The sequence below is a fragment of the Mesorhizobium sp. WSM4842 genome, from assembly GCF_055901575.1.
Genome location: NZ_CM148372.1, coordinates 4,902,276 through 4,915,160, shown reverse-complemented (window position 1 = coordinate 4,915,160; position 12,885 = coordinate 4,902,276). Strand labels below are relative to the sequence as shown.

Here is a 12,885-nt window from a genome sequence, read left to right as displayed (position 1 = left end):
GCATCACACCAGACGTTCGCGCTTAGAGGTGCTGAGGTCGGCAAGTGGCGCATCCTTCAGCAAACCGTAAAGATTGACCCTTACGGCCACATCGATCAGATCAAGCTCAAGACGCGGGGTTTCAGGTAGGGTGGAGAACCACCGCAGCACTCCCGCTGCTCCGCCGCAATAGCGCCTTGCCGGCTTCACACAACTTTACATTCGCCCGCAACGGCCGAAACATTGCGCTCCTAGTCTGGCCCAGTCGCGGCAGAGATGCCGCATTAGCGAAAGGACCAGCATCATGGAAACGAACTATCAGGAACCGGCCGGCCTCTCCGGCACCCCGCAGAAGAAGAGCTGGGGCAAGCGCATCGCCATAGGCGGCATTGCGATAGCGGCGCTTGCCGGCGTCGGCGTCGCCGGCGCGCTCAGCCAGGATTACGGGCGCATGCAGCGCTTCAGCATGGGCGAGAGCGACGGCGGTCCCGGCATGCACATGCAGGCCAATTTCCGCCACGGCATGGGGTTTGGCGGCCCGGGTTTCGGCGGCCATCACTTTGAGCGCATGCTCGATGAGGTCGACGCCACACCCGAGCAGGAAGACAAGCTGGAGGCGATCATGGACAAGCTCCACGACGATGTCCGCCCGATCATGCGAGGCTTCCGCGACACGCGAGACGATGTCGCCAAGCTGCTCGGCGCCGCAACCATCGACCGCGAGGCAGCGGAGAAGCTGCGAGCCGAGCGCATCGCGGCGGTCGACGAGGCCTCGCGCAAGCTGACGACGGCGCTGCTCGACGCCGCCGAGGTGCTGACGGCCGAGCAACGGGCGGAGCTGGTCGAACATTTCGAGGATCGCGGCTGGCACCGCCGCTGGTAAGCTCTGTACCGGCACAGTTTCGAATCGGAGCAAACAAACGAGCATGGCGGACCAGGTTCTCATCGTCGACGACGACAGGCGCCTGTCCGCCATGCTCGCGGAATATCTGACGGACAACGGCTTTCGTGTGCGAGCGGCGGAGACGGCCGGCGCAGGCATTGCCGAGATCGCGCGGCTGTCGCCCGATGCCGTGATACTCGACGTCATGCTGCCTGACATGGACGGCTTCGAGGCGCTCAAGCGCATCCGCGCGAACTTCGATGTGCCGGTTCTGATGCTGACGGCGCGAGGCGACGAGACCGACCGCATCGTGGGGTTGGAAATAGGCGCCGACGATTATCTGCCGAAGCCGTTCAATCCGCGCGAGTTGCTGGCGCGGCTGAAGGCAATCCTGCGCCGCCGCAACGCCGGCGCGAACGCCTCCCCCCGCATCCTCCGCTTCGGACGGCTGGAGATCGACCCTTCCTCGCGCTCGGCCCGCGTCGACGGGCGCGACTGCCCGATGACCAGCTACCAGTTCGACCTGCTGGTGGCGCTCGCCGAAAATGCCGGGCGCACGCTGTCGCGCGAGCAGCTCATGGACATGGTCAAGGGCGAAGAACTGGAAGCGTTCGACCGGTCGATCGACGTGCATGTCTCGCGCATCCGCGCCGCGATCGAGACCGATCCGAGACATCCTCGCCGCATCCTTACGGTACGCGGCGCGGGCTATGTCTTTGCCCGTTTCCAGGACGGTGACAGATAAGCCATGCGCAGCAGCCTTTTCGTCAAGATCTATCTCACCGTGCTCGTCAGCCTCGCCGTAGTGGCGATCGCCAGCGCGATCTTCGTACGCATGGGCCAGGAACGCGAACATGCCGGCTGGAGTGGCCGGCGCGACGCCTTCATCGAGGCGATGCTGCCGGCAGACTCCGACCCCGCCTTGCTGCAGGCGACGGTCGAGCGGCTTTCGGCGGCCTTCGATGCCGACATCTCCGTCTACGGACCGCAGGGTCGGCTGCTTGCAGCGGCCGGTCGGCCGATCCCCCCGCAAGAGATCGGATCGCGGCGCAAGATGCGTCCCGGCGGGCATCACCTGCTGATCAGCCGGCAGCCGGACGGAAGGGTGATCGCGGCGCGGCTGAGAGTGCCGTTCGGCCCGGCCGGCCGCAGCCCACTTGCCTTTCTCGCGCTGATCGCGGCGGTGATAGGGCTTGCCGCCTTTCCGGTCGTGCGTCATCTTACACGCCGCCTTGAAGCATTGCGCCAGGGCGTGGATCGCTGGGGCAAAGGCGCCCTCGACACGCGCGTCGCAGTGAGGGGCAAAGATGAGGTTGCGGCGGTGGCGGCGAGCTTCAACCGCGCCGCCGAGCAGATCGAGCGGCTGCTTGTCGCGCACCGCTCGCTCCTTGCCAATGCCAGTCACGAGTTGCGCTCGCCGCTTGCGCGCCTGCGCATGGCGATCGACCTCAACGCCGACGGACAGAGCGGCCCGATGCGCGACGAGATCGTGCGTGACCTCGCCGAACTCGATGCGCTGGTGGAGGAAATCCTGCTTGCCAGCAGGCTCGACCATATCGAGAAGCTGGAACGGGTGGAGCCGGTGGATCTGCTGGCGCTTACGGCCGAGGAAGGCGCGCGCTCCGGCGTCGACGTGTCAGGCGAACCCGGCATCGTGTCGGGCGACCCGACACTGCTCACGCGGCTGGTTCGCAATCTCATGCAGAACGCGCAGAGACATGGCAGCCCGCCGGTCAGCGCGCATGTGGGAACCGAAGGCGGCTCTGTGGTGCTCAAGGTGCGCGATCACGGACCGGGCCTGCCGGAAGGTACCAGCGAGCGCGTCTTCGAGCCGTTCTTCCGACCACAGGGCCGCAGCGAGATGGCCGGCGGCTGGGGCCTCGGACTGTCGCTGGTGCGCCAAATCGCCTTGCACCACGGCGCAACTGTGCACCACAAATCGCCGTCCGGCGGCGGCGCCTGCTTCGTCGTCACGTTTCCGGCAATATCCTAATACGGCGGGCGCATACCCTTGTGAAAGCAGCCCCCTCGGCGGGGCGGAAGGAAGGTATGATTAACGCACGAATTCCCGACGGCGAGATCATCGACGGAAGAGCCAGGGTTTCGCGCATCTGAGCGGTAACTCGCGAGGCCCTCCTTATGCGGTCGCTAGAGCGCCGGGTCCTTCGCCTACACAATATACGCGAAGCGTATGCGTCCGCGCACTTGCTCGCGAACATGCAAGTTTCCACCGCGTAAAAAGTTGGGGCCTATGGCCTATCACGTCGGCTCTTGCCCCCCTTCCACGACACCTGACCATCATCACAGGCTCAAAGGCGGCTTTCCACTCGATGGCGGCCGTTCGTGCGCCAACTGAATGTCTTGGAGGGTCAGGGTTTGACGGTGCTCTTGCCTAGGCCGTGATCCCGAACCGAAGGTCAGCGCAGCAAGAAGTGAAACCGGTTTCGGAAAAGGGCTAATGGAGCCCCATCCCGATTCCATCGGGATCGATCAGGCGCTGGTCAGACTGGCCGCACCAGAACGTGTTTTTTCTTGCCGAGCGACAGTTTTACGACTTGTTCCGGGCCGAGATCCTGAAGTGTCACCAACCGGCGATCATCGGAAACGGACTGGTCGTTCAGCCGCACAGCGCCGCCTTGGATGTGTCGCCGCGCCTCGCCGTTGGACGCCGCCAGCCCGGCGGTAACGAACAGCGACAATATGCCGACGCCGCTTTCCAGGTCGGCCTTGCCGACCTCGACGGTCGGCAGCGTTTCGGCCAGCGCGCCTTCTTCGAACGTCTTGCGCGCGGTTTCCTCGGCTTGCTCGGCTGCCGCGCGGCCGTGCACGATGGCCGTCGTTTCTGTGGCCAGGACCTTCTTGGCCTCGTTGATCTCGGAGCCGCCAAGCGCGGCGAGCCGGGCGATCTCGGTGAGCGGCAGGCGGGTGAAAATCTTGAGGAAGCGCGTGACGTCGGCGTCCTCGGTGTTGCGCCAGTACTGCCAGAAATCATAGGGCGAGTAGAGGTCGCCGTTCAGCCAGACCGCGCCCTTCGCCGATTTGCCCATCTTGGCGCCGGACGACGTCGTCAGCAGCGGTGTGGTCAGGGCATAAAGCTGCGGCGTACCCATGCGGTGTCCGAGATCGACGCCGTTGATGATGTTGCCCCACTGGTCCGATCCGCCCATCTGCAGGCGGCAGCCATATCGCCGGCTGAGCTCGACGAAATCATAGCCCTGCAGGATCATGTAGTTGAATTCGAGGAACGACAGCGATTGTTCGCGCTCGAGCCTCAGCTTGACGCTGTCGAAGGTCAGCATGCGGTTGACCGAAAAATGCCGGCCGACATCGCGCAGGAATTCGACATAGTTGAGCTTCATCAGCCAGTCTGCATTGTTGACCATGATCGCGTCGTTCGGACCGTCGCCGAAACGCAGGATGCGGCCAAAGATGCGTTTGATGCCTTCGATGTTGGTGGCGATGGCCTCAGGCGTCAAAAGCTTGCGCTGGTCGTCGCGGAAGGACGGGTCGCCGATCATCGAGGTGCCGCCGCCCATCAGCGCGATCGGCCGGTGGCCGGTCTCCTGCAGCCAGTAGAGCATGGTCGCGGAAATCAGATTGCCGATATGCAGGCTGGTCGCCGTGGCGTCGTAGCCGACATAGGCGGTCACCGTTTCCTTGGCGAAAAGCTGGTCGAGGCCGGCATCATCCGAAATCTGGTGGATGAAACCGCGTTCGCTCATAATGCGCAGGAAATCGGATTTGAAGGCGGACATCTTTTCTTTCCCGAAAGCGCCCAACCGAAGCGGATCGGGCGTGGTATGCGTGAACGCGGGCGTTTAGCATCCAAGCGCGGTCAGCAAAAGGGGAATCCGGTTTTGCGTGCGGTCGCGTTCTACATGACCGGTTCGGTGCGAACGCAATCACGGGGTCGTGAAACGGCGCAAGCTCGCCTTCCGGCTGCATCCTTGCTTCATCGTTTGGGCTGGCGTAATGAGGCGCCGCGCCAGCGGGTTCTCGCCGCACCTGACCCGCTGGAACGGCACCGCCCGGCATCGAATCGAATGCCAATATCCTGTGACAGAGCCCGACGCGAAATGCCGGAGATATCCATCGTCATTCCTTGCCGGAACGAGGCGGCGAACCTGCCGCTTCTGCTTGATGAGATCGGGGCGGCGATGGCCGGGCGCGACTTCGAGGTGATCGTCGTCAATGACGGTTCGACCGATGAGACCACCTCGGTGCTTGCCGCCCAGGCAGTGCTTCGCCCGTTTCCGCTTCGCCACCTCCGGCATGAAAAATCCGCCGGCCAGTCTCTCTCTGTGCGTTCGGGCGCATGGGCGGCCCGCGGCGATATCGTCGCCACGATCGATGGCGACGGCCAGAACGATCCCAAATACATTCCGGTGCTGGTCGATGCGCTGCGGCAGGCCGGTCCCGGTTTCGGCGTTGCGCAAGGGCAGCGCCTGAAACGTCGCGACAGCAAGATCAAGCAACTGGCGTCGCGTTTTGCCAACTGGCTGAGAAAGGCCGTCCTGCATGACGAGACCCGCGACACGGGCTGCGGCCTGAAGGCGATCCATACCGACATCCTCAGGAAATTGCCGTTCTTCGACGGCACGCACCGCTTTGTTCCGGCCCTCGTCATCCAGGAGGGGTATCGCGTCGTGCATTGCGACGTGGTCGACCGCTCTCGCCGCCACGGCAAGTCGAATTACGGAATTTTCGACCGCGGCCTGCAAGGGGTGGTTGATCTCGCCGGTGTCTGGTGGCTGCGCCGCCGGCGCCGCAGGATGCCAAAAACAGAGGAAATCCGGCATGGCTAACGTGCTTCAGGAGCTGGCGACCTGGCTTCACGACGTCTTCGTCAAGCAGTTCGATACGTGGATTCTGCTCGGCTTTGTCGCCCAGTTCTTTTTCAGCATGCGCTTCGTCGTGCAGTGGGTCGCATCGGAAAAAGCCAAGCGCAGCGTCGTGCCGATCGCTTTCTGGTTCTTTTCGCTGTTCGGCGGCAGCCTGCTGCTGATCTACGCCATCCAGCGGCAGGATCCGGTGTTCATCGCCGGCCAGGCCCTGGGCCTGTTCATCTACATCCGCAACCTGTGGTTGATCGCCAACGAGCGCAAGGCGGCGATGACGAAGGTCGATTGAGCGACTGCCTCTCAGCGCGACGTGGCGCAAGCCGGTAAGGTCGACACCGATGCCTTACTGGCCGCAGCAAATCCCTGGGAGTCTCCAGGCTGCGACCTTGCACAAGGTCGGTCCTATCTGTCGTCCAGTCCGCCGTAGGATCGTACAAGCCGGACCATGTCGGGCGAGTTCGGGTCCTCGCTCTCGAGCCCCTCGGCGACACCGCTACGGTCGGCGATGGGCCGGTTCTGGCTGACCTTCCACCTGCCTTGCATATCCGTGATCTCGATTTCCAGCCCGACAATGCCCTTGATCTGCGACTGGATGAAGCTGGCTGGTGCGTCGGTCACAGCCCAGGGTGCTTCGCGAGCGGCTTCCTGTGATACCGTCAGATCGGAAATCTGCTGGGCCAGCCAATCCTGGTCCTCGATCACCCTGACGGCACCGCGCACCTGGACAATGGCGTAGTTCCAGGTCGGCACGACCTTCCCGGTTTCGCGCTTGGTTTCGTACCAGGACGGCGTCACATAGGCGTCGGTGCCCTGAAAGACGACCAGCACGGGCGATGCCTTGCTGTCGGCCAGCAGGCGCCATTGCGGATTGGCTCTCGCCAGGTGGGCGCGCAGCCTGCCGTTTGGTGGCACTTCGGCGTCGAGCAGGAACGGGATCGCGTTCGCGACCGGCCCCTCGGCCCCATTTGAAATCAGCAGCCCAAGCGGATGCGCCCGGATCAGCTCGTGCAGGACGTCCTGTCGCGTTTCCTGGAAATGCGGGGGCTGGTACATCGCTGTTTGCCGACTATCTCAACCGTTTCGGCCGCGGGTCGGACAATTCACCGGCCAGCCGGCGATCGAGATAGTCCGCGCATTCCTGGAGCAGGAGGTCCGCGTCGTTGGAGAAGAAATGGTTGGCGCCGGGCAAGGTCTTCTGGGTGATGGTGATGCCCTTTTGCGTGTGCAGCTTGTCGACCAACCCCTGCACGTCCTTTGGCGGCGCGACCTTGTCGGCGTCGCCATGGATGATGAGGCCTGACGACGGGCAGGGCGCCAGGAACGAGAAATCATAGGTGTTGGGCTGCGGCGCGATCGAGATGAAGCCTTCGATCTCCGGCCGGCGCATCAGAAGCTGCATGCCGATCCACGAGCCGAACGAATAGCCGGCGACCCAGCAGCTCTTGGAATCCGGATGCAGCGACTGCACCCAGTCAAGTGCCGCGGCCGCATCCGACAATTCGCCGGTGCCGTGGTCGAATTCGCCCTGACTGCGGCCGATGCCGCGGAAATTGAAGCGGAGCGTGGTGAAATCCCGCTTCTGGAACATGTAGAAGAGGTCGTAGACGATCTTGTTGTTCATCGTGCCGCCGAACTGGGGGTGCGGGTGCAGGATGATGGCAATCGGCGCGCTCTTTTCCTTGGAAGGCTGGTAGCGACCCTCCAGGCGGCCGGCCGGACCGGTGAAAATGACCTCAGGCATAAAATACTCCACATGGCATAAGAATGCGCGGCGCCCGGAACAACTCTTCCTCTGGCCTTGACGCAGGGCGAGCGTCTTTCTAGAAGCTAGTTTAGAATTGTTCAAAACTGAGTGGCCAAAACGCAATGGCTCGGCTACCCACGCCGCACGCCGCGTAAATAGGACGTCTTGCCTTGCAATTTCAAGGAAATAACGCGCAAACCTCGCGGAATGGCTCTTGAAGGGACCGATTGAAACGAAAATGGCCGGACCACGCGCCTATCTCGACTACAATGCCAGCGCGCCGCTGCTTGCCGCGGCGCGTACGGCAATGATTGCCGCGCTCGATGCCGCCGGCAACCCGTCGTCGGTCCATGCCGAGGGTCGAGCCGCACGGCGGCTGATCGAGAATGCAAGGCGCGATGTGGCGGCGCTGGTCGACGCCAGCGCCGAGCATGTCGTGTTCACCTCCGGTGCGACGGAAGCCGCCTCGACGCTGCTGACGCCGGATTGGCAGATGGGGCGCGGCACTGTCCGCATGAGCCGGCTTTATGTCTGCGAGGCCGATCATCCTTGTGTCCTGAACGGCGGGCGATTTCCGGCAGCCCTGGTGACACGCATCGGCGTCGATGCCGACGGCATAGTCAGGCTGGACACGTTGGCGGCGGCACTTGGCCGTCATGACAGGGCAGACGGCCTGCCGCTGGTGGCGATCCATGCCGCCAATAACGAGACCGGCGTCATCCAGCCGGTCGACCGCATCGCCGAAATCGTCAAGGCGGCGGGCGGCATCCTGGTCGTCGACGCGGTGCAGGCAGCCGGTCGCATTCCGCTCGATATGTCAGCGGGTTACGCCGATTACCTAATTTTGTCCTCGCACAAGATCGGTGGTCCCAAGGGCGTTGGCGCCATTATCGCCGCCTCGGACCTGATGATGCCTAGGCCCTTGATCGCCGGCGGCGGCCAGGAAAAGGGTCATCGTGGCGGCACCGAAAATCTGGCCGCGATCGCTGGTTTTGGCGCGGCGGCGCGGGAGGCCCTGATCGGATTGAAGAGCATCGATGCGGTCGGTAGCCGCCGCGACGAGATCGAGGCCATCGTGAAAACACTGGTGCCGGATGCGGAAGTCTTCGGAACCGGCGCGACGAGGCTTGCCAATACGACATTCTTCGCTATTGCGGGCATCAAGGCCGAGACGGCGCAGATCGCCTTCGATCTGGCGGGCGTGGCGCTGTCGGCCGGTTCCGCCTGTTCCTCGGGCAAGGTCGGCCCGAGCCATGTGCTGAAAGCGATGGGGCACAGTGACAGCCCTGGCGCTTTGCGTGTGTCCATCGGCCACGCAACCAGCGCCGAGGACATCGAACTGTTCCGCACTGCGCTGGCAGGTATCGCCTCACGCCGCGGGGGCAGGGAAGAAGCTGCCTGAGTGCGGCAGAATGATGCAGGCCTTCCGGCCTGGTAGAGCCGTGCGTTTCATGGTCGCCGGGTGAATTTCCGGCAAGGACGCACTATATGGAACTTACGCCGCCTTGGGTGCCTCACGGGTACTGGTTTCGCGGTGCCATAGTTTGAAAACTGCCGGGCCTTGACCCCGGCGTGGATGGAGAACGCTAATGCCTGCTGTGCAGGACACGATCGATCGGGTCCGAAAGATCGACGTCGACCAATACAAATACGGATTCCAGACCGAAATCGCGATGGACAAGGCCCCAAAGGGCCTGAGCGAAGCCATTATCCGCTTTATTTCGGCGAAGAAGGACGAACCGTCCTGGATGCTGGAATGGCGTCTGGAAGCGTATCGGCGCTGGGTGACGCTGGACGAGCCGAAGTGGGCGCGCGTCCATTATCCGAAGATCGATTTCCAGGACCTCCACTATTATGCGGCGCCCAAGAGCACGCCGGGACCGACATCGCTGAGCGACGTCGATCCCGAGCTGTTGAGGGTCTATGAAAAGCTCGGCATCCCGCTGAAGGAACAGGAAATTCTTGCCGGCGTGCAGAAGACCGATGCGTCGGAACTCGAGGAAGCCAGCGACAATGTCTATAAGTCGGGCCGCGTTGCCGTCGACGCCGTGTTCGATTCGGTTTCCGTCGTTACCACCTTCAAGAAGGAGTTGGCGCAGGCCGGCGTCATCTTCTGCTCGATCTCGGAAGCCATCCGCGAGCATCCGGAACTGGTGAAGAAATATCTCGGCTCGGTCGTGCCGACCTCCGACAATTTCTACGCCACGCTGAATTCCGCGGTGTTCACCGACGGCTCCTTCGTCTTCGTGCCCAGGGGCGTGCGATGCCCGATGGAACTGTCGACCTATTTCCGCATGAACGAGAAGAACACTGGCCAGTTCGAGCGCACGCTGATCATCGCCGAGGAAGGGGCTTACGTCTCCTATCTCGAAGGCTGCACGGCGCCGCAGCGCGACGAGAACCAGCTTCACGCAGCCGTGGTCGAACTGATCGCGCTCGACGATGCCGAGATCAAATATTCGACGGTGCAGAACTGGTACCCCGGCGACGCCGAGGGCAAGGGCGGCATCTACAATTTCGTCACCAAGCGCGGCGACTGCCGTGGCCACCGTTCGAAGATTTCGTGGACGCAGGTCGAGACCGGCTCGGCGATTACCTGGAAATATCCGAGCTGCATCCTGCGCGGAGACGATTCCAGCGGCGAGTTCTATTCGATCGCCGTGTCGAACGGCTACCAGCAGGTCGACAGCGGCACCAAGATGATCCATCTCGGCAAGAACACGTCGAGCCGAATCATTTCCAAGGGCATCGCCGCCGGCTTCTCGCAGAACACCTATCGCGGCCAAGTGTCGGCGCACCGCAAGGCGACCAATGCTCGTAACTTCACCAACTGTGACTCGCTGCTGATCGGCGACCAGTGCGGCGCGCACACCGTGCCCTACATGGAAGCCAAGAACGCAACGGCGCAGTTCGAGCATGAAGCGACCACCTCGAAAATCTCCGAGGACCAGAAGTTCTACGTCATGCAGCGCGGCATTCCGGAAGAAGAGGCGATCGCGCTGATCGTCAACGGCTTCGTCAAGGACGTCATCCAGCAACTGCCGATGGAATTCGCGGTCGAGGCGCAGAAGCTGATCGGCATCAGCCTTGAGGGAAGTGTGGGGTGACAAAGACGCCCAAACGCGAAACCGCAAAAAAACACATCTATCTACGGGATCGGATGGACGGTTGGTTTCCGGGTCTAGAACTGGCGTTGTGGTTGTGGGCGACGGGCGTTGCATTGCTCGTCGCGGCCTTTTCGCCGGATGGCTTTTGGCACGGGCTTTTGGAAGCCTTGAAGCAGTTGTTAAATCGAGTTTAGCCGGGCAGACGGCTACGGATAGGACGAATGGAAATGCTTGAAATCAGAAACCTGCATGCTCGCATCGTCGACGACGGCACCGAGATCATCCGCGGCCTGAACCTGACGGTGAAAGCCGGCGAGGTCGCCGCCATCATGGGCCCCAACGGCTCGGGAAAATCGACGCTGTCCTACATCCTCGCCGGTCGCGAGGACTATGAGGTGACCGAAGGCGATATCCTCTACAACGGCCAGTCGATCCTCGAAATGGACCCGGCCGAGCGCGCCACATCAGGCATCTTTCTCGCCTTCCAGTATCCGATGGAGATACCGGGCGTGGCGACGATGGAATTCCTGAAGGTGGCGATGAACGAGCAGCGCAAGGCGCGCGGCGAGGAGCCGCTGAAGATCCCCGAATTCCTGAAGCGCGTGAAGGACGCGGCCGCCTTGCTCGACATGGACATGGCGATGCTGAAGCGGCCGCTCAATGTCGGCTTCTCCGGCGGCGAGAAGAAGCGTGCCGAGATACTGCAGATGAAGCTTTTGGAGCCAAAACTGTGCGTGCTCGACGAGACTGATTCCGGCCTCGACATCGATGCGCTGAAGATCGTCTCGGAAGGCGTCAATGCGTTGCGCGCGCCAGACCGCGCCATCGTCATCATCACCCACTACCAGCGCCTGCTTCAGTATATCGTGCCGGATAGTGTGCACGTGCTGTACAGAGGCCAGGTGGTCAAGTCGGGCGACAAGTCGCTGGCGCTCGATCTAGAGGCCAATGGCTATGCCGGCGTGATCGGCCAAGCCGCGTGAGATGCCGGAAGGCGCAGAAGGCAAGCCAAACAAGGCGAAACTGATGAATATACACACGACACCCCAGCGAACGCCGGCCGAAACGGCGCTGATCGACGCCTTCAGCGACCGGCTGTCGCTGCTGCCCGGCGACGGCACGGTGATGCTGAAGCGCGACGACGCCATCGAAGCGATCAAAAGCGGCCTGCCGACGCGGCGCGTCGAATCCTGGCACTACACCGACCTGCGCCGCCTGCTGACTTCGGTTCCGGATTTCGATCCCGCAGCCGCCGCGAAAGCCATTGCGCCTGTAGTCGAAGGGTCAGCCGTCCTGCCCGTGCTGAACGGCGTGTCGAGCACGAAAATGCCTGAAATCGAGGGCATCGCCGTGCAGCGCCTGTCGGAGAAACTGACCGACGGCAGCATCGCACCTGGGCTCGATCCCTATGGCGCCGACGACGCCATCGGGGCGCTGAACACCGCCTTCGTTGCCGACGGCTATTTTGTCGACATCGCCGACGGCACCGAACTGGACAAGCCGATCGAACTGCAGAACCTGCAGGCCGGCGGCCAGACGCATGTTCGCCTGGCCGTCCGCGTCGGCGCCGGCGCCAAGGCTGTTGTCGTCGAGCGCCAGGCGGGCGAGGGCGCCGCACTGGTCAGCTCGGTCAGCCAGCTTCTGCTTGACGAAGGCGCCGACGTGACGTGGCTCATCGTGCAGGAGCAGCCGGATACGGCGACGCATCTTGCCCAGTTCAAGGCACATCTCGGCAAGGATTCCAAGCTGACGCTGTTCGTGATGAATGCCGGCGGCAAGCTGGTGCGCCAGGAGGTCGTGGTCAGAACGACCGGCGAAGGCGCCGATTTCACGCTGCGCGGCATCAACCTGCTTGCCGGCGACACGCATACCGACGTGACCATGGTGCTCGACCATGCCGTGCCGCACACGGCCTCGACGGAGGTGATCCGCAACGTGGTGACGGGAAGAGCGCGCGGCGCCTTTCAGGGGCGTATCAACGTCCACCAATATGCGCAGAAGACCAACGCCAAGATGGCCTGCAACACGCTGCTTCTGTCCGATGACGGCGAGTTCTCGACCAAGCCTGAGCTCGAAATCTTCGCCGACGACGTCGTCTGCGGCCATGGCGCGACCGTCACCGAGATCGACCACAGCCATCTGTTCTACCTGATGGCCCGCGGCATCGACGAGAAGACCGCGCGCGGGCTGCTGGTCAAGGCGTTCGTCGCCGAGGTGATCGAGGAACTGGACGACGAGGCGATTGTCGAGGCGCTGGAAACGAGGCTCGACGGCTGGTTCGCGGCGCACGGATAGCAGTGGGTGAGAGTCTGGCGCTTCGGCCAACACCCC

Annotated in this window: 14 protein-coding genes; 10 read left to right on the top strand and 4 right to left on the bottom strand. The window is 62.9% G+C overall.

Annotated elements, in window-relative coordinates:
- Positions 1-3: 3 nt before the first annotated feature.
- Entirely contained in the window at positions 4-150 is a 147-nt protein-coding gene (locus tag AC0NIE_RS23955; RefSeq protein WP_473487888.1) for a hypothetical protein, read from the bottom strand.
- Positions 151-283: 133 nt separating this feature from the next.
- On the opposite strand from AC0NIE_RS23955, the gene AC0NIE_RS23950 reads away from it, so the two are divergent.
- Genes AC0NIE_RS23950 through AC0NIE_RS23940 form a run of 3 tightly spaced genes read left to right on the top strand, consistent with a single transcriptional unit; the run spans position 284 to position 2,855 of the window.
- On the top strand, positions 284-862 hold the full coding sequence (locus tag AC0NIE_RS23950) for a Spy/CpxP family protein refolding chaperone (RefSeq protein ID WP_473487889.1): 579 nt from the start codon (positions 284-286) through the stop codon (positions 860-862).
- Positions 863-905: 43 nt separating this feature from the next.
- Entirely contained in the window at positions 906-1,607 is a 702-nt protein-coding gene (locus AC0NIE_RS23945) for a response regulator (RefSeq protein ID WP_473487890.1), read from the top strand.
- 3 nt (positions 1,608-1,610) lie between these two features.
- Positions 1,611-2,855, top strand: a complete 1,245-nt coding sequence (locus tag AC0NIE_RS23940; protein WP_473487891.1) for a sensor histidine kinase — start codon at positions 1,611-1,613, stop codon at positions 2,853-2,855.
- A gap of 508 nt (positions 2,856-3,363) precedes the next feature.
- Here AC0NIE_RS23940 and tyrS read toward each other — a convergent pair.
- Positions 3,364-4,617, bottom strand: coding sequence for a tyrosine--tRNA ligase (gene tyrS, locus AC0NIE_RS23935; RefSeq protein WP_473487892.1), 1,254 nt, complete (start codon positions 4,615-4,617; stop codon positions 3,364-3,366).
- 321 nt (positions 4,618-4,938) lie between these two features.
- Here tyrS and AC0NIE_RS23930 point away from each other — a divergent pair, with 321 nt between their 5' ends.
- Positions 4,939-5,667, top strand: a complete 729-nt coding sequence (locus AC0NIE_RS23930) for a glycosyltransferase family 2 protein (RefSeq protein ID WP_473487893.1) — start codon at positions 4,939-4,941, stop codon at positions 5,665-5,667.
- Complete coding sequence (locus AC0NIE_RS23925) at positions 5,660-5,992, top strand: lipid-A-disaccharide synthase N-terminal domain-containing protein (protein ID WP_029353575.1); 333 nt, start codon at positions 5,660-5,662, stop codon at positions 5,990-5,992. The genes AC0NIE_RS23930 and AC0NIE_RS23925 overlap by 8 nt, the downstream gene beginning before the upstream one ends.
- A 113-nt stretch (positions 5,993-6,105) precedes the next feature.
- Here AC0NIE_RS23925 and AC0NIE_RS23920 read toward each other — a convergent pair whose 3' ends face one another.
- The gene (locus AC0NIE_RS23920; RefSeq protein WP_473487894.1) at positions 6,106-6,756 is read right to left on the bottom strand and encodes an FMN-binding negative transcriptional regulator; all 651 of its coding nucleotides are present in this window, start codon (positions 6,754-6,756) and stop codon (positions 6,106-6,108) included.
- 13 nt (positions 6,757-6,769) lie between these two features.
- Entirely contained in the window at positions 6,770-7,444 is a 675-nt protein-coding gene (locus AC0NIE_RS23915; protein WP_027154148.1) for an alpha/beta hydrolase, read from the bottom strand.
- Positions 7,445-7,685: 241 nt separating this feature from the next.
- On the opposite strand from AC0NIE_RS23915, the gene AC0NIE_RS23910 reads away from it, so the two are divergent.
- The 5 genes from AC0NIE_RS23910 (at position 7,686) to sufD (ending at position 12,849) form a co-directional block, all read left to right on the top strand.
- Positions 7,686-8,849 carry a cysteine desulfurase family protein gene (locus tag AC0NIE_RS23910; protein ID WP_473487895.1) on the top strand — a complete coding sequence of 388 codons (1,164 nt, stop codon included), beginning with the start codon at positions 7,686-7,688 and terminating at the stop codon, positions 8,847-8,849.
- A gap of 187 nt (positions 8,850-9,036) precedes the next feature.
- Positions 9,037-10,554, top strand: a complete 1,518-nt coding sequence (sufB, locus tag AC0NIE_RS23905) for a Fe-S cluster assembly protein SufB (protein ID WP_473487896.1) — start codon at positions 9,037-9,039, stop codon at positions 10,552-10,554.
- Positions 10,551-10,748, top strand: a complete 198-nt coding sequence (locus AC0NIE_RS23900; protein ID WP_473487897.1) for a hypothetical protein — start codon at positions 10,551-10,553, stop codon at positions 10,746-10,748. Before sufB ends, AC0NIE_RS23900 begins: the two co-directional genes overlap by 4 nt.
- Before the next feature lie 33 nt (positions 10,749-10,781).
- Positions 10,782-11,537, top strand: coding sequence for a Fe-S cluster assembly ATPase SufC (gene sufC, locus AC0NIE_RS23895; RefSeq protein ID WP_023798289.1), 756 nt, complete (start codon positions 10,782-10,784; stop codon positions 11,535-11,537).
- A 43-nt stretch (positions 11,538-11,580) separates the two neighbouring features.
- The gene (gene sufD / locus AC0NIE_RS23890) at positions 11,581-12,849 is read left to right on the top strand and encodes a Fe-S cluster assembly protein SufD (RefSeq protein WP_473487898.1); all 1,269 of its coding nucleotides are present in this window, start codon (positions 11,581-11,583) and stop codon (positions 12,847-12,849) included.
- Positions 12,850-12,885 lie beyond the last annotated feature (36 nt).